Genomic DNA, 23,192 nt, shown 5'->3' on the forward strand with positions numbered 1-23,192 from the left:
TCAATCCTCCTTCAACTTCCGACGCAGGGTGGCGCGATTCATTTTGAGGGCGGCGGCGAGGCGTGTGGGCTTGTGGTCAAAGCGTTGGAGGAGCGTTTCGAGCATGGTGGCCTCGACGGTCTCGAGCAGGTCGTCGTAGGCGGGCATGCTGTCGTCATCGCCGGTGGTTTTCTGGTCGAGCCAGGCGGCGAGCGAGCGTTTCATCGCCTCCTCCAAATGATTGGTTCCACAGCCACTCACGATGCCGGAGGGCAGGTGATGCGGCAAAATCGTGCTGCCACCGCACACCGCGATGGCATGTGTCATCGCTGTCATCAATTCGCGCACGTTTCCGGGCCAGGCGTGCGCCTTGAGCACGGCAAGCGCCTCCGCGGACAAAACGTGGTCACCCAGGAAGGAAGCCGCCAGCGCAGGCAAGTCACCTGTGCGCTCCGCCAAGGGCGGGAACGTCACCTGCAGAACCGCGAGCGCATAAAACAGGTCCTCGCGCACTTCCGTGAGTTCGCGGCTCGCCGTGCTGAAAACCCGCGCTTTCAAATCGCCAAGGCGATGCATGAGCGCGGCCTGCAGCGGTTTTGAAAAAGTGCCGATCTCATCGAGAACCAGCACCCCGCGTCCCGCTTTCGCGACAGCCTCATCCAGCGCCGCCTCCACACGATCCATGGCCCATTCATCGGCCCGGAACACGACCAAGGGTTCCTTGGCGCGCGCGCTGTGACGGTGAATCACCTGCGTGGCCAGGCTTTTGCCGCTTCCGGGTGGTCCTTGCAGCAACACCGGCGTGTCACAACCGCTCGCCTGCGCGATGACTGAAAACGCGCGCTGCATCGCCTCGCAGGAGCCGATCATCGTTGTTCCGGCGGCCGGCTCGACTTTCGCCGGTTTGAAAACCTCGCGAATTGTCCGTTGCATGGCCGCGAGATCGAGCGGCTTGAGAAAATACTCGCGCGCGCCGAGACGCCGCGCCTCCAGAGCCGTGTCGAGGGTGCCGTGCGCGGTGATGATCACCACCGGCGGTGGTTCTGGCAGCGATTGGATCTTTTCCAACACCTTCAGCCCGCTCATGTCCGGCAGGCCCACGTCAAGAATGACAAGCGCAAAGTCCTGCGTGCCGAGCTTGTCGATGGCGCCGCGTCCGCTCGCGGCGACCACCGGCGTGGCATCGAGGCGGCGCGTCACGGTCGAGAGCGCCGCGGCGAGCGCGTATTCGTCTTCAATGATGAGGATGGCCGGGTTCATTGGTCAGGCGAGGGAAGCGTCACGGTGACAACCGCGCCGCCCTTGGGGTTGTTTTGCATTTCAAGCTGTCCGCCGTGCGCCTCAATGATGCTGGCGACAATGTTGAGCCCCACGCCCATGCCGCCTTCCTTCTCGGTGAAGAACAGCTCGGCGCCACGGGCGAGTGCCGCGTCGGAAAAACCGGAGCCGCTGTCGATGAAGCGCATGATGACCGCTTTCTCCCGGTGCTCGGCCTCGATGCGCAGGCTCCCGCCACGTGGCATCGCTTGAATCGCATTCACGATGAGGTTGCGAAAAGCCTGTCCCAGGCGTTGGGCATCGCCCATGACCCAAATCGGTCCCGCGAGGTTGTTCTCGATGCGCACCGAGGTGTGTTTTGCCTGCGCGTCGAGGTTCTGCGCCACGCTCCTGACACATTCGGCCGCATCCAGCTTCGTGAGTCTTGGCGGCAGTGGATTGGCGAGATGCAGCCATTGATTCACCAGCCCTGCGATCACCTCGGACTCGGATGTGATGAGCCTCAGAGCCGTCGCGTCTTCGTCATTGGCAGGCGTCATCAACTGCGCGTGAAGTTGGATCGAGGCGAGCGGGTTCTTGATGTCATGCGCCAGGCTCGTCGCCACGCGGCCTAGCATGGCCAGGCGCTCCGATTGCGCCCGTTTGATGCGCTCCCGTGCCAGCATCCATCCGACGAGCGCCGAGAGCAGCCAGAAGACGATGAAGGCGTTCCGGGTTGCGGGATCGCGCAATGAAAGCTGCGACGCGGCCGGCTTGCGCGTGAAGATCATGTCGTTTTTGTCATCCAGGCGGATCATCAGCGTGTTCTCATCGGGAGCCGCGGCTTTTCCCGCTTCACGGAACTCGATGCGCATGCCCAGCAGTTGTTCGAGATCGTCCGCGAGCTTCGCGCTGCGAGGCAGGTTCATGCGCCGCACAAAGTCTGCATCCGCCTGCGCCAGCGCCTGAAACAGGCGGTTCGACTCCTCGTGCTCACGCTGTCTCAGCCAGGCCAGCAAAAGCAAAGATCCCGCGACAACGAACGCGAGAAAGCCGAGGCCGAAACGAAGGCCCGATCCAAATTTCCATTTAGAATACTTGATCGACATCTGAAATCATAAATCAGCCATCACGTCGAAGTTCATCCCATGTTTGGATTTTTCTCCACGTTGCCACAGTGTCCGTGACCCGAAGGATCGTCTGGTTCGCGATAATATAGTTCCCTATGCGCCGCACTTCATCTTCAGTTTTGACAATGATGCGGGTTACATCCTCGAACGTGAACGTTAAACGATCATTGTCCTTGGAAGGAACTGCGCGCCACTCCTTTTCGTCGTAGAATCGGCGAGTGCCCCTGCCTTCACTAGCACGATCACACCAATCTCCTTCGTAGAGCCTGACGAGAGGCATAAGCTTTCTGCAATGCGAAAGTAGCTCTTGAAACGTCTCGTTGGTGATCACCATCAACTTTTTCACCGAATCGGGAATGGCTTGTAATTCCTCAATGGTCGGAGCGACTCCAGTTACTTCGGCTAGCTGCACGAATATATTTTCATCATATTGAGGCATGTCCCTGTATAGATCCATGACAACGCTCGACGTTTCGCTCAAGAAATCAGGCGAGTTCTTGTGAACATAACGCACCGGGGTGACTCCCTTGCTTTGCCCCCAATTCTTTGTCAGTGCGATTGCATAATCGCCATATTGCTTTCGATGATCTTCGGTTTGGCTTATCGGCAGATCACAAAAGCATACGATCTCACAATCATGGACATGTTTGGTTATCCCAAACTGATCGAACGGATTGTTTCGATAACCTGACAATGGCAATTCCTCTTGGCAGAGCGAAAACCGAAAACCTTCGGCAAGAATTCCCTCCAAGTTCTCGATTTCAGGAGTGTAATGAAACAAGGATTCCGCGCTGACTTTCGTGGTCATATAGACAAAGAACCATGTGCTGAATTGGGCGCAATAAGACTCTCTTCACACATGAAGCTCACGGCTCGGGCAGCGGAGCGGTCTTATCAATCGGTTTGTCCTCCCACACGGCTTCTTTTGTGACCGGATCGTAGGTCAGCACTCGGCTTTTGCTGCCAGGAACGGGGTCTTTGTCGATCTTGGGCAGCCATTTCGCGAGCTCAGCCTTCTTCGCGGCGTGTTTCGGGTCTCCGGCGAGGTTGGTCCATTCATTGGGATCGTTCTTCATGTCGTAGAGCTCCTCGCTGCCGTCGGCGTAATGAATGTAGCGCCAGTCTTCGGTCCGGATGCCGTGGTTGCCTTTGTTGTGCGTGGTGATGGCCGGCCATTCGCGCGGTGCGCTGGCATCCTGGAGCTGCGGGACGAGGCTGTGGCCTTCGAGATCATCACGGGCGGGCATTTTCGTGAGCGCGAGCAGCGTGGGGAAGATGTCGAGCAGCTCGGCGGGACGATTGCAGACCTGTCCGGCCTTTACTCCAGGGCCGGCGAAAATGAGCGGCACCTTGGTGCTGCGGTCCCACAACGTGTTTTTGCCGGTGATCAATTTTTCGCCAAGGTGCCAGCCGTGATCGCCCCAAAGAACGATGATCGTGTTTTCCGCACGGCCGGAGGCTTCAAGTTGGGAGACCAGGCGGCCCACCTGGCTGTCCATGAAACTCACGCAGGCAAGATAGGCGCGCGCGAGAGGCTTCCATTCGTTGAATTGACGCAATGTGCTCAAGCGTGGCTCCGGCAGCTTCCAGTGGAGGAAATCGGCGAACTTCGGCAGATCGGCGCGGTCGTCTTCTTTGACCGGCGGCATCTTCAAACCGGCCTCGGGATAAAGATCGAACCACTTCTGCGAGGCATAGCATGGCACATGCGGCAGGCGAAATCCGGCGGCGATGAAGAAGGGCTTGCCGGCAGGGGCGCGTTTCATCGCGTCGATGGCGGAGTCCGCGATCTTCCAATCGGCGTTGTCCTCGTCGTTTTCTGGAAACACGCCCCAGTCCATCGCGGGATGGCGACCCGGACCCGGGAGGCTGGCGATGGGCTTTTTCGGCTTTGGCATCGGGCCGCGGTTGCCCCATTCGTTGAACTCGGCCTTCTGATCGCCGCCCCGCATGGAGCCGTCATGGTAGATTTTTCCACTGTTGAACGTGAAGTAGCCCGCCTGCGTGAAGGTCTGCGGCAGGGTGACGTGATTTCTCGTCTGCTCGACCTCGCGGATGCCGGGTGACAGGCCGCAGATGCCCGTCGTGGACGGCCGCAGACCGGTGAGCAACGAGCTGCGTGATGGATTGCACAGCGGCGCCTGGCAGTGGGCATTTGCGAAGAGCGTGCCGCGTTTTGCCAGCCCGTCGATGTGTGGCGTCTTCACCTGTGGATGCCCGCCCATGCAGCCGATCCAGTCGTTTTGATCGTCGATGGCGATGAAGAGGATGTTCGGACGCGGATCAGCGGCGTGTGTGAGCAGGCCGAAAGCCAGCAACAAGGCGATAACCGGGGATGATTTCATGGTCGGCTTCAAACGAAGGCCGGTGCGATGAAATAGCAGCCGCGATGAGGGACCGTGAGTTTGTCGGAGGAAGTGGAAGAGCAGGGCGCAGGATCAGAACATGGTGAGCGTGGTGAAGCGTGCTCATCACGCCTGCGTCAGTCCGCGCTGCTCACGAATGTGACGCAAAACGCCACGGCAGCCGTCTTCGAGGAGGTCGAGCACATGCTCGAAGCCCTGCTCGCCGCCGTAATAGGGGTCGGGAACTTCCTCCTCTTTGTGACCGGTGCAGAATTCGCAGAAGAGTCGGATTTTTTCACTGAACTGTGATTTGGAATCATAGGACAACACATCTCGGTGATTTTGCCGGTCCATCACGAGCACGAGGTCATGGTCGAGCAGATCGTTTTCATTCACCTGGCGGGCACGGCTGCTGAGGTTGTAGCCTCGCTTTTGGCCCGCGTTGCGCATGCGTTGGTCGGGCAGCTTGCCTGAATGCCAGCCGGCCGTGCCTGCGGACCGCATCGTGATGCTGCCAGCCAGCCCCTCAGCTTCCACCAAGGCGCGCATGACCGCTTCTGCCGCAGGAGAGCGGCAGATGTTGCCAAGGCAGACGAAAAGAAGGCGGAACGGGCTGTCCATGAGCGGAGCTAGGCCAGCGCCGGGCGGCGCACAAGGCCAAACCGGCTCCCTTCTGCCGGGGATGCCGGACATCCCCCAAGAATTCTTTTTTTGCGAACGAGTCTTTGGTTGAGCCGTAGTTTGAGCACGCTATCTGCTTCCAAACACCCCAACCCCTCCCCACACGCCATGCCAGTCGTATCCAAAGGTCTTGAAGGAATCGTCGCCGCAGAAACCCGTCTCGGGGAGGTGAAGGGCGCGGAGGGCGTGCTGTTTTACTGCGGTTATGACATCAACGAACTGGTCAAGGCCAGCTACGAGGAGATCGTCTATCTTCTTTACTACAACAAGCTGCCGAACGCGGTCGAATTGGAAAAGCTCACCACCGCGTTGCGTGCCGAGCGTGAGCTGCCGCAGGGAGTGATCGACTTCCTCAAGACCGCGCCAAAGACCGCGAAGCCCATCGACATCATGCGCACGGCCGTTTCGATGCTCGGCTGCTATGATTTGAAGCGCCACGACATCGAGGTGAGCGAAAATCTTGCCAATGCCATCCGGCTCACCGCGCAGATTGGTGTGATCGCCGCTTATTTCCATCGTGCCCGTCAGGGCCTGGAGCTGCCGCCGGTGCGCAAGGACCTCAGCGAAGCCGCCCACTTCCTTTACCTGATGACCGGAGAGGTTCCCAGCAAGGAGGCCGAGCGCACGCTCGACATCGCCTACATCCTGCATGCCGAGCACGGCTTCAACGCATCCACCTTCACCGCCCGTGTCGTGGCCTCGACGCTCAGCGACATGTATTCCGCCATCTCCGCCGCGATCGGCGCCCTGAAGGGCCCGCTCCACGGCGGTGCCAATGAAGGCGTGATTCACATGCTCCAGGAGATCGGCAGCCTCGACAAGGTGGACGCCTGGGTCGAGGACGCTCTGGCGCAGAAGAAGAAAATCATGGGCATCGGCCACCGGGTTTACAAGGTGCTCGATCCGCGCGCACCGCACCTGCGTGAGATGGCCATCAAGCTCACCGAGCAGCTCGGCGAGGCGAAGTGGATCCAGATGTCCGAGCGTATCGCGCAGATCATGCGTGAACGGAAAAACCTGAACGCAAACGTCGATTTCTACAGCGCCACGGTTTACTACAGCCTCGACATCCCGACCGATTTGTTCACTCCCATCTTCGCCATCGCCCGCATGAGCGGCTGGACGGCGCATGTGCTGGAGCAATGGAGCGAGAACCGCCTGTTCCGTCCGCTGAGCGAATACGTCGGCAAGCCCTACGGCCAGAAAGTCGTGCCGATCGAGCAGCGCTGAACTGCCGAGCCGGAAAGAACGGTTTTTGAAGCGCCAGCAGTGGCGGCAGTGCCGGTAGCAGCGTAGTTTGTTTGCTTGAATCGACTCCTTCCAACCATTGGAGCCGTCGCCGCCGCATTTTGCGTGCAGGCGGTGGCGCAGCCTGGCACGCGCCTCGTGTGGCAGCCGGTGCAGGAGTATTTCATCCACCGCGACGAGACGCAGCAGGTGGCGGCCGGCACGAAGCGGCTCAATTCATTCACCACCTACACGCACATCGGCAGCGACTTCGGCTTCCACGGTCCTGCCGAGCATGAGATCGAGTGGCTCACCGACGAGATCGTGGTGCACCTCGGGCAGCAGCCGGAAGCATGGGCGGGCATGTGGCATAGCCTGGCGGGGCAGGCGCGAAATGAAAAGCGAGTGATGGACTTCACCCGCGCCTATCCGGAGCCGGTCACCGACCCATGCCAGCCGAAGGTCTCGGCAGTCATGATGAAGGCCGCCGGACGGGGCAGGATCAAGTTGGAGATCAAATCAGCATCGCAGGAGTTGCGCTGGACGCAGATGATCGAGTTGAATGATCCTCAGCATCGCATGTTCGTGCATCCTGTCGCCTCCGACGCGGTGCGCGACGCGAAGATACTCGTGTGGACGGCCGAGCCGGGTTCCGAGGTGCGTGTCTGCGGCCTCTTTCTCGGAGTCGAATTGCCGCAAATGAGCTGGGACGCGTATGCGTTCCTCGCGTCTTACGCGAAGATCGCGCGCTCCTATTCCATCGACACCGGTTTTGTGCGGGATCGTGCTCACATCGAGGAGGGCGCGTTTGAGTCGGTCTCCGCCACCGGCATGTATGTGCTGGCCTCCGCGGCCGCCGCGCAGGAGCCGTTGCGGATCGTGACGCCTGAATACGCGCGTTGGGTTCTCACGCGCACCCACGAGGCGGTGCGGAAGCTCAAAACCGCGCGCGGCCTGCTGCCGCATTTCGTTCACCGTCGCAATGACGAGTATCAGATCCACCCGAACACCGAGTACAGCACGGTGGACACCGCCATCTACACGCAGTCCATGCTGCTGGCCGCCCGCATGCTGGGGGAGTCGCGGGTGGAGCAGGAGGTGCTCGAACAATTGCGGAGCATCGAGTTCGACCTCATGCGCCTGCCCGACGGGCATCTCTCCCACGGCTTCGCCGATGACGGCGTGACTCTGCTGCCGCATGGCTGGCAGGACTGGGGTGGCGAGTCCGCCCTGGTCATGCTCATGGAGGGCATCGCGAATCCGCAGCATCGTCCGCCGCCCATGCGCGCCCCCGGCAAGGCCTGGCAGGGCACCGGCTTCATCACCGAGTTGCAAAGCTTGTTTCACCCCGACTTCGACAGCGACGAACCGGACTCGCACGACGGAGTGCGCTGGCTCAGCGTGCGCCGCGCCATGCTCGGCGCGCAGCGCGCCTACATTCCCAAACGCTGGCCGGGCTCCCTGGCCGCCCGCGAAGGCATCTACGGCCTCTCCGCCGGCGAAAACAAGGCCGGCAACGGCTACTACGTCGGCGGTGTCGATCTGCCTGACCAGCGCCTCATCCATCCTCATTACATCCTCATGTCCGCCAGCATGCACCCCAGGCCGTCCGAGGTTTATGCTCTGCTTCAGCGCATGGAAAAGGCCGGCTACTTCCCGCCCTGGGGCATGGTGGAGAACCTGGATGTCGATGCGCGCGACTACCTGCCCATGGAAGGCTCGCTCAATGCCGGTTTCGAGGCGCTCGGTGCTTATCATCTGTTTGCCAGGAGCCGCGGTATTCCGGATGCCATTCATCAGGCCAGCCTGCGCTGTCCGCAGATCCGCCGTGCCATGCAGTTGTTTTACTCGAAGGCCCCTGCGGTGCAGTCCGCCGCGCCGGAGGCGGCGGGACCTTGAAGCAAAGCCTTGCCCCCGGCCCCATCCCCGGCTAACTCGGCTGTCATGTTTGTCGATCAGATCAAAGTCCACGCACGCGCCGGAAAAGGCGGCGATGGCAGCGCCCATTTCCATCGTGGCAAGTTTCGTCCCAAAGGAGGTCCCGATGGAGGTGACGGCGGGAAGGGCGGGGATGTCATCCTGCTCGCCGACCCCAGCACCGACAGCCTGCGCAACTACGTCTTCAACAACCGCCTCTTCGCCGAGGACGGCGCGAAGGGCGGCGCCACGCAGTGCACCGGCCGCAGCGGCAAGAACATGACCTTCAAAGTGCCGCCCGGAACGCTCGTCAGCCGCATCACCGAGGCGCTCGACGAGGCCACCGGGGAGATCGTGCTCAAATACGAGCCCGTGGCCGACCTCACCGAGACCAACGGCACCTACATCCTCTGCAAAGGCGGCAAAGGCGGGAAGGGGAACGTCCATTTCAAGACCTCCACGCATCAGGCCCCGCGTGAGTTCACGCCCGGCACGCCTGGCGAGGAAGGGGATTTCCACTTTGAGCTGCGCAGCATCGCCGACGCCGGATTCGTCGGCGCGCCGAACGCGGGCAAATCGACGCTGCTCTCCAAGCTCAGCGCCGCGAAGCCGAAGATCGCCAACTATCCCTTCACCACGCTGCAACCGATGGTCGGCGTGGTCGAGTTCGGCGAAAACCGCCGTGGCACCCTCGCGGACATTCCCGGCCTCATCGAGGGCGCGCATGAAAACATCGGCCTCGGCCACGACTTCCTGCGCCACATCATGCGCTGCCGCATTTTGCTCTTTGTCGTCGACACCGCCGGCACCGAGGGGCGCGATCCCGTCGCCGACCTCGAAACCGTGCGCACCGAGGTCGCCCTCTACTCGAAGGAGCTCTCCAAACGCCCTTGGTGCATCATCGCCAACAAGATCGACCTTCCCGAGGCGCAGGAAAACCTCGTCCACTTCAAGGAGCGCTTCAAACGCATCAAAATCCACCCCGTCTCCGCCGAAACCGGCGAGGGACTCGACAAGCTCAAGAAGTGGCTCGACGAGAAGATCGGGCAGAAGTTTGAAAACTGAGAGGCGATGCGCCTGAACCGCTCCAATCTTTGCTGGCTGGCCCTGGCGCTGATCATGGCGGGCTATTTGGTCTTTTGGTTCCTGCTGCTGGGGGCCACGGCGACGTACAGCACGCCGGATTCGTGGGTGAAGGTGCTGCAATCGCCGGAAATCCGGCATGCGACATGGCTGAGCCTGGCGACATGCAGCTTCGCGGCAGGCTTTGCCGTGCTGCTGGCGGTGCCGGTCGGCTATTTGATGTCCCGCCTGGAGTTTCGCGGCAAATCCTGGCTGGATGCGGCGCTGGACATCCCGATCATCTTGCCGCCGCTGGTCGTCGGCTTGTGCTTGCTGATCTTTTTCCAGACGAAGATCGGCAAGGTGATCGAGATGGCGATTCCCTTCACCTATCAAGTCAGCGGTGTGATCCTCGCGCAGTTTGTGGTGGCTGCGGCATTCGCGATCCGCACGATGCGCGGGACGTTTCAGCATCTCTCGGCGCGGCCGGAGGATGTGGCGCTGACGCTGGGCTGCACGCGGTTTCAGGCGCTGTGGCATGTGGCGCTGCCGGCGGCGCGGCGGGGCATGGTGGCGGCGTTTTGCATCGCCTGGGCGCGGAGTTTGGGGGAGTTCGGGCCGATCCTTGTGTTCGCCGGGGCCACGCGGATGAAGACCGAGGTGCTACCGACGACAGTGTGGCTCGAATTGAGTGTGGGAAATCTCGAAGCTGCCGTGGCGGTGAGTTTATTCATGGTGCTGCTGGCCGTGCTGGTACTGGTGGTGGTGCGTGCGACGGGGGAAAAAGTATGATTCAGCTCGATCACATCACCTGGAAGACCGGCGAGCGCGTGATCCTCGCGGATGTGACCGTCGCGATTCCGGCGAATACTTACGCGGTGCTCATGGGATCGACCGGCTGCGGCAAGACCACGCTGCTGGAGATTCTCTGCGGCCTGCGAAAGCCGGCTTCAGGCCGTGTGTTGCTGGATGGTGTCGATGTCACGCATCTGGAGCCGCGTGAGCGCGGGATCGGCTACGTGCCGCAGGATCTGGCGCTGTTTCCCGGCCTGAAAGTGCGCGAGCAGATCGGTTTCGCGCCGAAACTGCGCGGCGTGCCGCCTGAGGAACTGAATCAACGCGTGAACCGGCTCGCCGGGCAGTTTGGCATCGCCCCGCTGCTGGATCGTCTGCCAGACATGCTTTCCGGCGGTGAAAAGCAGCGTGTGGCGCTGGCCCGTGCTCTCGCGGCGCAGCCGAAGCTGCTGCTGCTCGACGAACCGCTCTCCGCGCTGGATGAGGGCATGCGCGCGGAGGCGGTCTCGCTGCTGCAAAAAGTGCAGCAGGAGCATGCGCTGACCGTTTTGCACGTCACCCACTCCAGCAGCGAGGCGGCGGCGCTCGGCCACCTGCACCTGCGCATGGACGCAGGGAGGCTGGAGGTTGAATGAGTGGAAACCCGGTCTAGTCTCCTCCCATGCCAGCGACTCTTGCCAAACCCAATGCCCGCAGTGTGTTGAACCAGTTGGAAGCGCTTTCATTCGCATCGCTGGAGAAGTTGATGCCGCAAATCGCGGCTTTGCGCGCGAAGAAGCACCCGCTGGTGATGTCGAAGCGGGAGGCCTGGCTCAAGAAAAAACTCGAAGCAGGGCTGCCGGCGGGACAGTGGGAAGAATACCGCCGTCTGATTGAGCGACGTGACGCCGGAGGTCTCACCGCTCAGCAGCAGCAGCGAGTGGAGACGCTGGCCGATGTGCTGGAGCAGCATCGTGCCGAATGGCTTGGCTGGGCCATGGAACTGGCGCGGCTGCGGCGCATGACTTTGCAGGGGTTGATGCGCAGTCTGAACATCCAGCGCCCGGTGCATGGCTGAGTCCCGTGTCAGCGCCGCGGTCAGGCGGCTTGTTGCGGATCGTGCGGCGCATCGTTGTGAATACTGCCTTGCCCTCGAAACCTTCTCTCCAGGTGGTTATTGCATCGAGCATGTCATGCCCGTTGCAGCCGGGGGTGGCTCTGAGCCTGCCAATCTGGCCTTCGCGTGCGCTGGCTGTAATGCGTTCAAGTCCGACAAGACCACTGCTGTTGATCCCGTGACCGGGCGGTCATTCCGCTTGTTTCATCCGCGTCGTGATCGCTGGGCGCGGCATTTTGCCTGGAGTGCTGACACATTGCGCATCGACGGCATCACCGGCATTGGCCGGTGCAGTGCTGCCGCGTTGAAGCTGAATCGTCCGGCTCTGGTGAATCTGCGCCGTCTGCTGTTCCGAGAAGGACTGCATCCACCAGGGCCGTGAGTTTGAGCAGATGATGGATTGGAATCTGCCCGAAGCCGCGTTTAAGGTGCGCAAATTACCCCCTGAATGGATTGGAATGACTGGCAGCGCGTGCTGAAATGGCGCGCCCTCGAAGAAGGCGATGCTGATGGCGTGCTCGTCAGCGCGGAGCGTCGCCGTGAGGCGACGGCGCATACGCGGGCAGGGCTGGTCTCCGAGGAGATCGAGGGGGACGCGCTGGACGAGCGCTCCGAGTCGTTTCTCGACAAACGGGCCGAATGGCTGGAGCGGGAGGCGGTGGGCTGGCGCGGGGAGCTGATTCGCGTGCTGGAACTGCTGCGCGTGCCGCACGGACGCTGGTCCTGGGCCGTCGCGGGCTGGGGGATCGCGCTGATCACGGGTTACTGGCTCACCGACCTGGGACAGACGGGCGAGTTCAACCTGCTGGCGCTGCCGCTGGTCGGTCTGCTGGCATGGAACGCGGTGGTGATCGTGCTTGGCGTGTTTTGCGAGCTCATGCCGATGTCGTCACTGGCCGGTCGCGGCGGCTGGCTGGCGGAGTTTCTGGCGCATGGTGTCTCGCGCTTCAGCGCGGCGTCCAAGCAGACTGAAAACACGCTTGGCGGCGCGGTGCGCGCACGGTTTGAAGAGCTGGTCTGGCCGCTGGCCTGGAGTCGTCTGCAAATGCGCCTGCGCCTGTGGCTGCACGTCGCCGCGGCGATGCTGGCGCTCGGCGGCGCGGTGGCGCTGTATGCCCGCGGTTGGTCGAAGGAATATCGCGCGGTGTGGGAGAGCACGCTGCTGAGTGAAACGGGCGCCCGGGCGTTCTTTGAGACCTTGTTCAAGCCCGCTTCGGTCGTCTTGCGCAAGCCGGTCCCGCTGGAGCAGCTCGAAGGCATGCACCGCACGGGTGGCAAGGCGGAGCAGCCGGCTCCTGCGCTGACGTGGATTCATTTGTACGCGGGAACGCTGCTGGTGTTGGTGATCGCGCCGCGTCTGATGCTCGCGGGGATCGGCGCGGCTCGCGGCGGGCGGGTGATTTCGTCCCGCGCCCGTGCTTTGAGTTGGGGAAATCATGTCCGCGGGCTGCTGCGGGCCGTCGAGGGCGGCGACGAGGTCGTGCAGGTGCTGGTGCATGCGATGGAGCTCACGCCGCATCATCGCGAGGTGTGGGATCGCGGCGTGCGCGGACGCTTTGGCGGCATGGCGCGCGCCGAGTATGTGCGCATCCCGGCGGGTGAGGAGGATGAGTTTGCCGCTGCCTGGCAGCCGGTGTCCGCCCAGGTGGTGGTGCTTTTCAGCATGGCGACGACGCCCGAGGCCGAGGTGCAGCGCCGCCTGGTGTCCGATGTGCGGCAGCGTCTGCTCACGAAGCATGCGGAGCCGGATTTGATCGTCCTCCTTGACGCCACCAGCCTCGCCGGACGCTGGTCGCCTGAGAAAATCGCCGGCCGCGAACAGCTTTGGACGCGCACCGTCGAAGGTCTTGCCACCGAGGTGATCGTGGCCGTGCGCAAAGAATCCGCACGCGATTCCGCGCCATTGTTGTAATCTTCACCCAATTGTCCCCCTGTCGTGGCCACCTTGCTCTCCAGATTTAAATCATCGCCTCCTGCCGCGGAGAAGGGGGGACTGGAGGTGCGCGATGCTTCGGACATCATCACTCTCAGCCTGATCTCGCACACGAACGCGGGCAAGACCACGCTGGCGCGCACGCTGCTGCGCCAGGATGTGGGGGAGGTGCGTGACGCGCCGCATGTGACGCTCTTCAACGAATCCTTCACCCTGCTCGAAACCGGCGGCTTCGTGCTGCGCCTTTGGGACACGCCGGGTTTTGGCGACAGCGCACGCCTGATGAAGCGCCTGAAGCGCGAGCGCAACCCGGTGCTGTGGTTCCTTTCGCAAACGTGGGATCGTATCACGGACCGGCCGCTGTGGTGCAGCCACCAGGCGCTCAAAAATGTGCGCGATGACGCTGACGTGGTGCTCTACCTCGTGAACGCTGCCGAATCGCCCGAGGCGGCGGGTTACATCGGCCCGGAGATGGAAATCCTCGGCTGGGTGGGCAAGCCGGTCGTGGTGCTGCTCAATCAAACCGGCACACCGGGCAGCTCTGAATTTGAAGCGACGGAACTCGATGCGTGGCGCGCGCATTTGAAGCAGTTCGAGATCGTGCGCGCGGTGCTCGCGCTGGATGCCTTCGCACGCTGCTGGGTGCAGGAGGACAAGCTGATGGAGTCGCTGGCTCCCCTCATGGAAGGCTCCAAGATTCCGACCTTTCAGCAGATCAAGAAGGCATGGACTCAGCGGAACATCGGCGTGTTCCGCGATTCTGTTCGGCTCATTTCCGAGCAACTCACCGCCGCGCTCCTGGATGGTGTGGAAGTGCGTGCCGAGACACTGCTGGAACGCGTTGGGTGGCAGCGCGATGAGTTGAACCAAGAATACAATGGAGCGCGGCAGAAACTCGCCTCCCAGCTCGCGGATCGTGTGGAGCAGGCGACGAACAAGCTCATTGAGGCGCATGGATTGAAAGGCGCGGCGGGTCACGAGATCAGCCAGGCGGCTCGTGAGCACTTTCATCTGCCGCATGGCGTTTCGGAGAACATCTGGGGCGTGCTGGGAAGCTTCGCCGGAGGTGCGATGGGCGGTTTGATCGCGGATTTGAAACTCGGTGGCATGACCTTCGGCGGCGGTGCGCTGCTCGGTGGCATTGCGTCGGGCATCGGCGCGTATGCGTTGATCCGCAGCTACAATCTCGTGCGCGGCAGCGACCAGCGTCTGCGCTGGTCACGCGAGCATTTTCGCGAGCAGGTGCGCCTGGCGCTGCTGACGTATCTCGCGGTCTGTCACTTTGGACGCGGTCGCGGTGAGTGGCAGGAAAGCGAGCAGCCGAAGCATTGGCGCGAGGCGGTGGACGCGGTTCTCGAAGAGCATGCTGATGCCGTGGATCATCTGTGGAAAACCGGCGTGCAAAAGGAGACGATGCCGGCGGCCTTGTTCCGCCAGACGCATCAATTGGCGGGCGATTGCATGACGGCGCTGCTCGAACGGCTGTATCCGGGCGTGGAATCTGACGCCTGGCGCTCCTGAGCATCGAATGCGCGCAAGCGGCGTTCCAGTCGTGCTTGGAAGGTCTTCCAGCACGGCGCGTGCGCGGAAGCGGGCGGGCGTGATGTTCAAGGCGCGCAGGCAATCTCGATGATCCCATGAGACGACGGTGGCGGTGGCGAGGTGGATGGCTTGAAATTGCCAGCGCCAGAGCCGCTGCATCGCGGGTGTAAGTGTCTTCAGCCGCTCGAACAGGAAGTCGCGTTGGAACGAGAGATGGCCCATTTCATCACGCAGCAGCTTTTTTGCGACGGTTTGGACGACGGGATCGCTGCAACGCAGGGCGAGGAGGCCGAAATAGACCTCGGCGATGAGTTCGGCGGTCAGGAGCACCTGGATGTTGAACTCGAGGTTCACCAAGTCCCGCATCCAGCGGAAGATGGAGTTGGTCCACTGCTTCTGAAGCAAGTTTCCGCGCAAATGGGTAACAGCGCGTACGAGGAGGGCCGCGTGGCTTTGCTCCTCCGCGACGAAGAGGTCCACGGCACGTTGATAGCCCTTGAGGCATTCGAGAGAGGCAATGCTGCGGGTGTAACGGCGCAAACGCGTGCCGCCGCCGCTTTCACCGAGCTGGAAGACGGCGAGCGAGCGTGCAAGCGGGATGCGTTCTTCATCCGGCAGCGCGCAAGGCACGTCTGGAAGCTGAAGTTCGCGGTTGAGGCGTGTGTTGGTCTCGAAGTGGTGGATCCAATGTTGGGTGTTCATCGACGTTCTTGGTTTCTTGTTCTTGGTTCTTTGGTGATCAGGCGGCTTGGAGCATGGAGCGGAGAAATTCGTGGGCGGGTGTGGTACGCAGTTCGGCGGCGATCTGGCGGAGGCGCTGCATGACGGCATCGACGGTTTCGTCGAGCGTGGAGGTGCCGGCGGTGACGCCGACGTTGCGAGCATCGCGGAACCACGCAGGATCGAGTTCATCCGGTCGTTCGATTTGCAGCGTGCGCAGGCCGTGGGCGAGCGCCTTTTGCGCGAGCTGGCGGGTGTTGTTGCTGTTGCGGCCGCCGATGACAACGATGTGGTCGCAATCTCGAATCAGGTCGTCCATCGCGGTCTGTCGTTGCTTGGTGGGATGGCAGATGGTGTCGATGAAACGCACCTCAGAGGTGCTGTGACGGCGTTTGATGGCCTCGACGAGCCGTAGCGTGTTTTCGACGGGCTGCGTGGTCTGCGAGACGATTCCAAGCCGTGGATGAGCGGGAATTTGTGCGAGGTCTGATCCTTCGAGAACGACAACGGCCTGTGGAAAGTCGCCGACGAGGCCGCGAACCTCGACATGCTGGCGCTGGCCGATGACGACCGGCTGGTATCCGTCGCTGACGAGTGTGGCGAGGGCGTGGTGGGCTTTTTTGACGAGCGGACAGGTGGTGTCGATGACGGTGTGGCCGGCGTTTTGCCACGATTGGCGATGTTTGTCAGAGGCGCCGTGCGCGGTGATGGCGACTTGATGCGTCGTGGCGGACTGAAGGTCATCAAGATCACCACGCTGAGCGCCAACGGCGGCGAGATGTCGATCGACAAGCGGATTGTGGACGAGCTGGCCGAGGATGGTCAGCGGGGCGCGTTGCGCAGCGGTGTGGGTGGTGCGTAGGGCGTCTCGGACGCCGAAGCACATGCCGTGATGTTGAGCGAGGATGATGTTCATGGTGTTGTTGGCTTTGTGAGGCAAAGTGAATGGGCAAAAAGAAGGGCAATCAGGTCTGCTGCGCGGCTTTGACGATCTCGCCGAGCACTTCGACGTAGTCTTTGAAGGCTTTGCGACCGGCGGCGGTGAGCTCATAGCTGGTGCGTGGGCGTGTGCCGGACTCGTCCCGGGTTTCTTTGATATAGCCGGCGGTGCCGAGCGTGCGCAGGTGGGTGATGAGATTCCCGTCGCTCATGCCGAGCTCGTTTTTGAGATCCTGGAAAGCCCATTCGCCGCGAGTGGAGAGCAGCGTCATGATCGAGAGGCGGCCCTTTTCGTGGATGAGCTTGTCGATTTGATCGAAGTCGATCATTCCGGCCGCACCTCCGCAGGTTTGCGGCTGACAAAGACCGCCAGAGCATAAACAACGTGCAGCAGGCCGAAGGTGATGCCCATGACAAGAGATGCGGGCGCGAGATCGCTGGATAGCAGATCCACATCACGCTTCGTGGCCCAGACGACGAAAAGCAGCAGTCCTGTCACGACGAATGCCCAGCCGAGGCGGATCAGGGAACGCGGAGAAAAGCTCGCGGTGCCGAGCAGGGAAAGACCATAACAAAGCGCCCAGATCAGCGCGGCGAGCGTGAGATTGTGCAGGAAAATGATCAAACCGATGCCGACCACGCCGCCGACCAGCATTGGCGGTGTGAAGGCCCGCAAAGCCATGCGCATGCCTGGGGAAATGAACGGCTGGTTGCGACGTGCGGCCTCCCTCGCGAGCAGAATGACGTTCAAGACGGAGGCCACTCCGAGAATGGCCAGCCAGGTGTAAAGGAAGCAATTGTCACACATCACGGCGGCTCCTTGGTTCGTCAGCGCATGCCACACAGGCCATCCAGCAGCCGCTAGAGCCAGCACACCGCCTGTGAGCGCCGCAGGAGCCGAAACTGCCCGGTAGATGTGCGCCTTTTCCATCAGGGAGCGGATGATTTGGAGGTTTTCCAAGGCGGCTTCGGTCGTGCTCATGTGACCAACTTTGTATCACAAAGCAAGGAGTGCAACAGAAACTTTGTGGGGCAAAGTTTGACGTAATCACACTGAGGTTTGGCAAACAGGGTTTACAGAGGCTTATAATTATCATAAATTAAGGTTCAATGTCTCCAACTGTTGTTTCATTGCCGCATGGCTGCACCTCGCGATTGCTGACGTGCTTGCCATTGCTTGGAGCGTGGCTGTTTCTACTGCTCGCGGGGCAGGGAACGGTCTTTTCGGCCGATCCCACGGTGGAGCAGCAGTATTGGCTGGAACTCACGAACCGCTTCCGTAGCGATCCGCAGGGTGAGTTGGGAAAGCTGGTGAACTTCTCCTCTCTTGGCGTGTGGGATTCGCCCAAATCAGACGACGCCTACATCGCGAACACACTGAATTTCTTCGGCACCAGTGCCTCGGCACTCGCGACGCAGTTTTCCGGGCCTTCCGCCGCGCCGCCGGTGGCTTGGAGCCATGCGCTGAACGCCTCCGCGACGACTTATTCGAACCTCATGGTCAGCAACGACCAGCAGTCGCACACGCTCGACGGTCTCAGCCTCGACCAGCGCATTCAAAGTGGCGGCTACAGCGGCAACTGGCTGGAGGTGGCAGAAAATCTCTTCGCGTCCACGAGGAACATCATCCACGGCCACGCGGCATTTGTCATCGACTGGGGGGATGGCAATGGCGCGTCGCCCGGTTATGGCGACGGAATTCAAAATCCTGCGGGCCATCGCGACGTGCTGATCGATTCTCTCTTCAAGGAGATCGGCATCGGTTTCCAAAGCGTCGCGATTCCAGGCGGCAACGTGAACGTTGTCGGCCCTTACGTCGTCACACAGCACTTCGCCACGCAGTATCGCCAGAGTGGCGCGAATTACTTCGCAGATGCGATCCTCACGGGCTCGGTGTTTCAGGACACGATCGCAGCCGATTTGTTTTACACGCCGGGTGAAGGACTGGCGGGCGAAGCGATCCATGTTTACGACGATGCCACGGGCATTCTCGTCGCCAGCGGGTTCAGCAACAGCGCCGGCGGGTTCAATATCTCTCTCGCCGGTCTCACCGACGGCGTCGTGTATCGTGTGGAGGCTCCTGGCACGGGGCTGGCGCCGCAAACCTTCACGCTCACCGCGCACATCGAAAACTATGGGGCGGACGTGACATTCTACAACAACGTCTATTCCTCCTTCATGGTCGTGCCCGAGCCGGGAAGCCTCCTGTTGTGCCTTGCCGCCATGCTGCGATTCCTCTCTTTCCGTTCACGCTGTTCCTTTGAATCGTCATGAAACACATCGCCCTGTTTCTTCTCACGCTGGTCGCCGCCGCCCAGGAAGCTCCCTCTACGCTTGCGACGGAGATCCGTTCCATCATCGACGAGTATGAGAACTCCGTCCGCGCGAACACGCAGAAGATGATCGCCGCCGCGACCGAGGAGGAGAAGAACAAATACCGCTCCAGCATTCCGAGCGCCGGTCCTTATGCGACGAAGATGATGCAACTCGTGCAGGCAAATCTCGACAAGCCTGACGTGGTGAAGGCGGTGTCATGGCTCGTGACCGGGGCGGCCAATTTTCCCGAAGGACAGGAGGCGCTGAAGATGCTCGGCTCTGTCTTCGCCGACCGCAAGGGCATCGCCGAGGCGGTGAAGCAGCTCGAATACCACGGCCTGCCGGCGGAGCCGATCCTCAAGGCGGTCATCGAAAAAAACACGAACCGCGAGGAGAAAGCCGCCGCGCTCTACGCGCTCGGCGCGATTCATTTCAAAAACTTCGATGCTACGGCTGATCGTGTTTCGGGTGAGGCCTCGAAGGGCAGGGCGCTTGAGTGTTTTCAGCAGCTCAACGCCGATTACTCCGATGTGACGATCCAGGGCTTCAAGCTCTCCGATTTTACGGCCAAGATGCTCTTTGAGATGACGAACCTCCAGGTTGGCTGCGAAGCACCGGAGATCGAAGGCAAGGACGCGGACGGCATCAGTTTCAAGCTCAGCGATTATCGTGGCAAACACGTCATCGTCATCTTCTGGGGCGGCTGGTGCCACGCCTGCCACGGCATCCTGCCGCTGATGAACCAGGCCGCGGCGCAGTTGAAGGACAAAAACGCCGTCGTCATCGGCGTGAACACTGACATCGAGTCCGAGGCGAAGAAAGCGCTCGCCGATTACCAAGTCACCTTCCGCAACGTGCTCGACAACACCACCAGCGGTCCGAACACCTCTCTCTACAACCTGCGCAACTTCCCCACGCTCTACCTCATCGACACCAGGGGGGGGATCGCGATCAAGAACGGCTCGCTGGATGCGATGATTGCCCGGATTAACGAGGCCAAGTGAGAGCAAAAAAGGGCGGATGGAGACCTCTGGCCCGGTGAAGGCGAATCCCCGGCTGAATGGTCGCTGACGACTCCTTTCAGCCCTCCAGATGGTTTAGAAGTATTAAAAACTTGCTATTTCTATAAAAAACCATAAAAATAGGGGATTATAAGACCTGATTTAGGGTCATAAGCCACATGCTTCCACTCATCGACCAGATCCTCTCAACCGCCGGCTGCGGCGAGTTGCCTGCCGTGCGGCAGGCGATTGAGGACGCATGCTTCAATCAGACGTCGTTTGTCGATGCGGTCCTCGATTGCGAAGGCGTGCGCGAGAGGGATTTCCTGATGGCACTGGCGAAAACGCTCGGCCTGCAATGGTGGGAGCCGAAAGATGAGGAAAAACCCGCGGAGTCGGGATTGCGTCGTCTGCTTCCGGCGGAGATCGCGTTGCGGCATCGTTTGCTGCCGATTTTCAGCGAAGAAATGAAGGATGAGGCGGCCGATGAAGCATCAGGCGAGCCGGCCCGGACACTTCATATCGCCACCTTCGATCCGTTGAACCTCGTCGCGCATCAGCGTGTGGCGGCGAGTCTCCCGATGCCGGTGATCTGGCATGTGGGACCGCGCACTCGCATCGTGGAGGGCTTGCAGAAGCTCTACGGCCTGGGGGCTGACACTTTCGAGAAAATCCTGCGCGGTCGGGCCGACTGGGGCTCCGAGGAATTGAAGGACGAGGTCACCGTGCTCGATGAACCCGAGGATGAGGAGGCCAGCGTGGTGCGCTTCGTGAATCAAATCATCCGCCGCGGCCTCGACCAGCGTGCCACCGACATCCACGTCGAGCCACAGCACGACCGTCTGCGCATCCGCTACCGCATCGACGGCCGCCTTGAGGAACTGGCCGTGCCGGAGAACATCAAATCGCTTCAGGCATCGGTCATCGCCCGCCTGAAGATCATGGCGCGGCTCGACATCGCGGAAAAGCGCCTGCCGCAGGACGGCCGCATCAATCTGGAACTCGACGGCACGCCCATCGACGTGCGTGTGGCCACGATTCCATCCGTCGAAGGCGAAAGCGTCAGCCTGCGCCTCCTGGCACAGCAGCAGGTCACCATCAGCCGCCTCGGTTTGACCGACACGGTGCGTCCGGTGGTGGAAGAACTGCTCAAGCTGCCCAACGGCATCATCCTCATCACCGGTCCCACCGGCAGCGGTAAATCGACCTCGCTCTACGCTTTCCTCACGGAGCTCAATCAGACGCATCGCCGCATCGTCACCATCGAGGATCCAGTCGAATACAAGATGCCCGGCGTGGTGCAGATCGCGGTCAAACCGGAGATCGGCCTCACCTTTGCCGCCGGCCTGCGCAGCATCCTGCGCGGTGATCCGAACGTCGTGATGATCGGGGAAATGCGCGACCTCGAAACGACCGAGATCGCCGTGCGTGCCGCTTTGACCGGACATCTTGTCTTGAGCACCCTGCACACGAACGACGCGATTGGCGGCATCACGCGTCTCATCGACATGGGGGTCGAGCCCTTCCTCGTCTCCAGCGCGGTTCGGGCCTTCCTCGCCCAGCGCCTGGTGCGCAAGCTGTGCCCCATGTGCAAAGCACCCGCCGATGTCGAGGAGAGCTATCTGCGCTCCATCGGCTTCCCCATGCAGGTGCGAGGGCAAATCATGCGCGCTGTTGGCTGCGAAGCCTGCCGTGGCAGCGGTTTCCAGGGCCGTCTCTCGATCTACGAGGTCTGCCTCGTCACGCATGCCTTGCAGCATCTCATCAACACACGCGCGCATCCCGCCGAATTCCACAAGCAGGCGATGAAGGACGGCTACATCCCGATGCGCGGCTACGGCTTTCAAAAAGTGCTCAGCGGCGAAACCACCATCGAGGAAGTCCTCTCCGTCACTGCCGCCGCAGAACGCCACGCGCCCGCTCCTGTCTCTCCTGTCGCCACCCCATCTCACACACGCCTCGCCGCTTAGTCATTCGTCATTCTGAATTCGTCATTTCAAGATGCCCCTCTTCACCTACAGCGCCCAAGGTCCCTCCGGTCTCATCACCGGCGAGCTTTCCGCGTCCGACCGTAGCGAGGCGTTCAGCATTCTCGGCCGCAAAAAAATCCAGCCGATCAAACTCGAGGCCGCGGGCGATGCCAGATCGAACGCCAAGGCTTCGTCAAAGGTGAAAAGCACCGCCGAACCCATCACGAGCGGCCCGATCAAGCTCAAGCTCGCCCAAGTCGTGCTCTTCATTGAAGAACTCGCCGATCTCGTTGGCGCGGGCATCCAGCTCGAGCCGGCGCTCGCTACGATGGAACGCCGCCGAGAGTTGTCCGGCATCAAAACACTCGCCAGCGTTCTGCGCGGCAAGGTGCGGGATGGCATGTCCTTTGCGAAGGCTGTTTCCAGCACGAGTCCGAGTTTCGGAAACCTGTTCTGTGCCCTTGTCACTGCCGGCGAGGCCAGCGGATCGCTCAGCACGATTTTGAAACGCCAGGCCGCCTACATGCGCTCCCTCGCGGCCCTGAGGTCAAAGGTGCTCTCCGCGATGATTTATCCTGCGTTCCTGGTTGTCGCAGCGGTCGGCGTTTCGTTGATGTTCGTTCTCTACCTCATCCCGAAGCTCACCGAGATGCTCGACAGCACGGGTGGATCGCTGCCGCTGGCCGCGCAGATCGTTCTGCGCGTCAGCGAGCTGTTCAAATCGACGTGGTGGATGCTGCTCCTCGGCGGCATCGCCTCTTTGATCCTCGGACGAGCCTGGCTCCAGCGTCCGGAGTCCGCCATTCCGTGGGCGCGCTTCAAGCTTCGGCTGCCGCTCTTCGGCGAAATCTTCAAAGCGCGCTTCTACGTCCAGTTCCTCGAAACGATGGCCAATTTGCTCGGCAACGGCCTCACGATGGTCCAGGCCATGCAGCTCACTCACCAGGCCATCGAGAATCCGCACCTGCAGCGCGAGTTTGAAGGCGTGCAGCGGCATGTCGGCGAAGGTGTGAGCCTCTCACGCGCCCTTGATCGCAGCGGCCAGTTCCCGCCGCTGCTGCTCGACATGGTAAACGTCGGCGAACAGACCGGCGACATGCCCTCCGCTCTTTCGCGTGCCGCCGAACGCTTCGACCGCGAGCTGACCAAGAAGATCGACACCCTCGCCGCGCTCATCCAGCCACTCATCGTGTTTCTCATGGCCGGCATGGTCGGCTTCATGGCTTACATCATGATGACCACGATTTTCGAAACCATCTCCAGCATCAAATAAGACCACCAC

22 protein-coding genes are annotated in these 23,192 nt (G+C 61.4%); 14 read left to right on the forward strand and 8 right to left on the reverse strand.

Annotated features, from left to right (window positions below; all coding sequences use genetic code 11):
• From ACILSE_RS00680 to ACILSE_RS00700, 5 genes are all read right to left on the reverse strand, one after another.
• The gene (locus ACILSE_RS00680; protein WP_395715410.1) at positions 1 to 1,239 is read right to left on the reverse strand and encodes a sigma-54-dependent transcriptional regulator; all 1,239 of its coding nucleotides are present in this window, start codon (positions 1,237 to 1,239) and stop codon (positions 1 to 3) included.
• Positions 1,236 to 2,345, reverse strand: a complete 1,110-nt coding sequence (locus tag ACILSE_RS00685; protein ID WP_395715411.1) for a sensor histidine kinase — start codon at positions 2,343 to 2,345, stop codon at positions 1,236 to 1,238. Before ACILSE_RS00685 ends, ACILSE_RS00680 begins: the two co-directional genes overlap by 4 nt.
• A 13-nt stretch (positions 2,346 to 2,358) precedes the next feature.
• The gene (locus ACILSE_RS00690) at positions 2,359 to 3,174 is read right to left on the reverse strand and encodes an abortive infection system antitoxin AbiGi family protein (RefSeq protein ID WP_395715412.1); all 816 of its coding nucleotides are present in this window, start codon (positions 3,172 to 3,174) and stop codon (positions 2,359 to 2,361) included.
• Between the two features lie 58 nt (positions 3,175 to 3,232).
• Positions 3,233 to 4,711, reverse strand: a complete 1,479-nt coding sequence (locus ACILSE_RS00695) for a sulfatase (RefSeq protein ID WP_395715413.1) — start codon at positions 4,709 to 4,711, stop codon at positions 3,233 to 3,235.
• 126 nt (positions 4,712 to 4,837) lie between these two features.
• Entirely contained in the window at positions 4,838 to 5,332 is a 495-nt protein-coding gene (locus tag ACILSE_RS00700) for a low molecular weight protein-tyrosine-phosphatase (protein WP_395715414.1), read from the reverse strand.
• A 168-nt stretch (positions 5,333 to 5,500) separates the two neighbouring features.
• On the opposite strand from ACILSE_RS00700, the gene ACILSE_RS00705 reads away from it, so the two are divergent.
• The 10 genes from ACILSE_RS00705 (at position 5,501) to ACILSE_RS00750 (ending at position 15,789) form a co-directional block, all read left to right on the forward strand.
• A complete protein-coding gene (locus tag ACILSE_RS00705) occupies positions 5,501 to 6,622 on the forward strand; it encodes a citrate synthase (RefSeq protein WP_395715415.1) in 1,122 nt (373 codons plus the stop codon).
• Between the two features lie 75 nt (positions 6,623 to 6,697).
• Complete coding sequence (locus tag ACILSE_RS00710; protein WP_395715416.1) at positions 6,698 to 8,518, forward strand: hypothetical protein; 1,821 nt, start codon at positions 6,698 to 6,700, stop codon at positions 8,516 to 8,518.
• A 45-nt stretch (positions 8,519 to 8,563) separates the two neighbouring features.
• Positions 8,564 to 9,601 (forward strand): GTPase ObgE, encoded by a 1,038-nt coding sequence (obgE, locus tag ACILSE_RS00715; RefSeq protein ID WP_395715417.1) that lies wholly within the window; start codon positions 8,564 to 8,566, stop codon positions 9,599 to 9,601.
• A gap of 6 nt (positions 9,602 to 9,607) precedes the next feature.
• The gene (locus ACILSE_RS00720; protein ID WP_395715418.1) at positions 9,608 to 10,390 is read left to right on the forward strand and encodes an ABC transporter permease; all 783 of its coding nucleotides are present in this window, start codon (positions 9,608 to 9,610) and stop codon (positions 10,388 to 10,390) included.
• Positions 10,387 to 11,028 (forward strand): ATP-binding cassette domain-containing protein, encoded by a 642-nt coding sequence (locus ACILSE_RS00725; RefSeq protein WP_395715419.1) that lies wholly within the window; start codon positions 10,387 to 10,389, stop codon positions 11,026 to 11,028. The genes ACILSE_RS00720 and ACILSE_RS00725 overlap by 4 nt, the downstream gene beginning before the upstream one ends.
• A gap of 26 nt (positions 11,029 to 11,054) precedes the next feature.
• Positions 11,055 to 11,450 carry a hypothetical protein gene (locus ACILSE_RS00730; protein ID WP_395715420.1) on the forward strand — a complete coding sequence of 132 codons (396 nt, stop codon included), beginning with the start codon at positions 11,055 to 11,057 and terminating at the stop codon, positions 11,448 to 11,450.
• Positions 11,443 to 11,871 carry an HNH endonuclease gene (locus tag ACILSE_RS00735; RefSeq protein WP_395715421.1) on the forward strand — a complete coding sequence of 143 codons (429 nt, stop codon included), beginning with the start codon at positions 11,443 to 11,445 and terminating at the stop codon, positions 11,869 to 11,871. Before ACILSE_RS00730 ends, ACILSE_RS00735 begins: the two co-directional genes overlap by 8 nt.
• Positions 11,872 to 11,937: 66 nt before the next feature.
• Entirely contained in the window at positions 11,938 to 13,401 is a 1,464-nt protein-coding gene (locus ACILSE_RS00740) for a hypothetical protein (protein ID WP_395715422.1), read from the forward strand.
• Positions 13,402 to 13,425: 24 nt separating this feature from the next.
• Entirely contained in the window at positions 13,426 to 14,943 is a 1,518-nt protein-coding gene (locus ACILSE_RS00745) for a DUF3482 domain-containing protein (RefSeq protein ID WP_395715423.1), read from the forward strand.
• 234 nt (positions 14,944 to 15,177) lie between these two features.
• A complete protein-coding gene (locus ACILSE_RS00750; protein ID WP_395715424.1) occupies positions 15,178 to 15,789 on the forward strand; it encodes a hypothetical protein in 612 nt (203 codons plus the stop codon).
• On the opposite strand, the gene ispH is transcribed toward ACILSE_RS00750, so the two are convergent.
• The 3 genes from ispH to ACILSE_RS00765 are packed head-to-tail and all read right to left on the reverse strand — an operon-like array spanning position 15,704 to position 17,605.
• A complete protein-coding gene (ispH, locus tag ACILSE_RS00755) occupies positions 15,704 to 16,600 on the reverse strand; it encodes a 4-hydroxy-3-methylbut-2-enyl diphosphate reductase (protein WP_395715425.1) in 897 nt (298 codons plus the stop codon). The two genes, ACILSE_RS00750 and ispH, sit on opposite strands and share 86 nt — an antisense overlap.
• A 49-nt stretch (positions 16,601 to 16,649) precedes the next feature.
• Positions 16,650 to 16,952: a transcriptional regulator gene (locus ACILSE_RS00760; protein ID WP_395715426.1), complete on the reverse strand. Its 303-nt coding sequence runs from the start codon at positions 16,950 to 16,952 to the stop codon at positions 16,650 to 16,652.
• Positions 16,949 to 17,605, reverse strand: a complete 657-nt coding sequence (locus tag ACILSE_RS00765) for a hypothetical protein (RefSeq protein ID WP_395715427.1) — start codon at positions 17,603 to 17,605, stop codon at positions 16,949 to 16,951. The genes ACILSE_RS00760 and ACILSE_RS00765 overlap by 4 nt, the downstream gene beginning before the upstream one ends.
• 128 nt (positions 17,606 to 17,733) lie before the next feature.
• Here ACILSE_RS00765 and ACILSE_RS00770 point away from each other — a divergent pair, with 128 nt between their 5' ends.
• The 4 genes from ACILSE_RS00770 (at position 17,734) to ACILSE_RS00785 (ending at position 23,183) form a co-directional block, all read left to right on the forward strand.
• Positions 17,734 to 18,897, forward strand: coding sequence for a CAP domain-containing protein (locus tag ACILSE_RS00770; protein WP_395715428.1), 1,164 nt, complete (start codon positions 17,734 to 17,736; stop codon positions 18,895 to 18,897).
• Positions 18,894 to 19,943 carry a peroxiredoxin family protein gene (locus ACILSE_RS00775; RefSeq protein WP_395715429.1) on the forward strand — a complete coding sequence of 350 codons (1,050 nt, stop codon included), beginning with the start codon at positions 18,894 to 18,896 and terminating at the stop codon, positions 19,941 to 19,943. Before ACILSE_RS00770 ends, ACILSE_RS00775 begins: the two co-directional genes overlap by 4 nt.
• A 176-nt stretch (positions 19,944 to 20,119) precedes the next feature.
• Positions 20,120 to 21,910, forward strand: a complete 1,791-nt coding sequence (locus ACILSE_RS00780; protein WP_395715430.1) for a GspE/PulE family protein — start codon at positions 20,120 to 20,122, stop codon at positions 21,908 to 21,910.
• Positions 21,911 to 21,941: 31 nt separating this feature from the next.
• Complete coding sequence (locus ACILSE_RS00785) at positions 21,942 to 23,183, forward strand: type II secretion system F family protein (RefSeq protein WP_395715431.1); 1,242 nt, start codon at positions 21,942 to 21,944, stop codon at positions 23,181 to 23,183.
• The last annotated feature ends 9 nt before the right edge of the window (positions 23,184 to 23,192 follow it).

The sequence above is a fragment of the Prosthecobacter sp. genome (genome assembly GCF_044236155.1).
Lineage (GTDB): Bacteria > Verrucomicrobiota > Verrucomicrobiia > Verrucomicrobiales > Verrucomicrobiaceae > Prosthecobacter.

Coding starts and splice junctions, on each gene's coding strand:
- ACILSE_RS00705 (WP_395715415.1), top strand. CDS start 5,501: ATGCCAGTCGTATCCAAAGGTCTTGAAGGAATCGTCGCCGCAGAAACC.
- ACILSE_RS00735 (WP_395715421.1), top strand. CDS start 11,443: ATGGCTGAGTCCCGTGTCAGCGCCGCGGTCAGGCGGCTTGTTGCGGAT.
- ACILSE_RS00730 (WP_395715420.1), top strand. CDS start 11,055: ATGCCAGCGACTCTTGCCAAACCCAATGCCCGCAGTGTGTTGAACCAG.
- ACILSE_RS00740 (WP_395715422.1), top strand. CDS start 11,938: ATGGATTGGAATGACTGGCAGCGCGTGCTGAAATGGCGCGCCCTCGAA.
- ACILSE_RS00700 (WP_395715414.1), bottom strand. CDS start 5,332: ATGGACAGCCCGTTCCGCCTTCTTTTCGTCTGCCTTGGCAACATCTGC.
- ACILSE_RS00695 (WP_395715413.1), bottom strand. CDS start 4,711: ATGAAATCATCCCCGGTTATCGCCTTGTTGCTGGCTTTCGGCCTGCTC.
- ispH (WP_395715425.1), bottom strand. CDS start 16,600: ATGAACATCATCCTCGCTCAACATCACGGCATGTGCTTCGGCGTCCGA.
- ACILSE_RS00690 (WP_395715412.1), bottom strand. CDS start 3,174: ATGACCACGAAAGTCAGCGCGGAATCCTTGTTTCATTACACTCCTGAA.
- ACILSE_RS00725 (WP_395715419.1), top strand. CDS start 10,387: ATGATTCAGCTCGATCACATCACCTGGAAGACCGGCGAGCGCGTGATC.
- ACILSE_RS00765 (WP_395715427.1), bottom strand. CDS start 17,605: ATGAGCACGACCGAAGCCGCCTTGGAAAACCTCCAAATCATCCGCTCC.
- ACILSE_RS00760 (WP_395715426.1), bottom strand. CDS start 16,952: ATGATCGACTTCGATCAAATCGACAAGCTCATCCACGAAAAGGGCCGC.
- obgE (WP_395715417.1), top strand. CDS start 8,564: ATGTTTGTCGATCAGATCAAAGTCCACGCACGCGCCGGAAAAGGCGGC.
- ACILSE_RS00750 (WP_395715424.1), top strand. CDS start 15,178: ATGGCCCATTTCATCACGCAGCAGCTTTTTTGCGACGGTTTGGACGAC.
- ACILSE_RS00775 (WP_395715429.1), top strand. CDS start 18,894: ATGAAACACATCGCCCTGTTTCTTCTCACGCTGGTCGCCGCCGCCCAG.
- ACILSE_RS00720 (WP_395715418.1), top strand. CDS start 9,608: ATGCGCCTGAACCGCTCCAATCTTTGCTGGCTGGCCCTGGCGCTGATC.
- ACILSE_RS00770 (WP_395715428.1), top strand. CDS start 17,734: ATGTCTCCAACTGTTGTTTCATTGCCGCATGGCTGCACCTCGCGATTG.
- ACILSE_RS00785 (WP_395715431.1), top strand. CDS start 21,942: ATGCCCCTCTTCACCTACAGCGCCCAAGGTCCCTCCGGTCTCATCACC.
- ACILSE_RS00780 (WP_395715430.1), top strand. CDS start 20,120: ATGCTTCCACTCATCGACCAGATCCTCTCAACCGCCGGCTGCGGCGAG.
- ACILSE_RS00680 (WP_395715410.1), bottom strand. CDS start 1,239: ATGAACCCGGCCATCCTCATCATTGAAGACGAATACGCGCTCGCCGCG.
- ACILSE_RS00685 (WP_395715411.1), bottom strand. CDS start 2,345: ATGTCGATCAAGTATTCTAAATGGAAATTTGGATCGGGCCTTCGTTTC.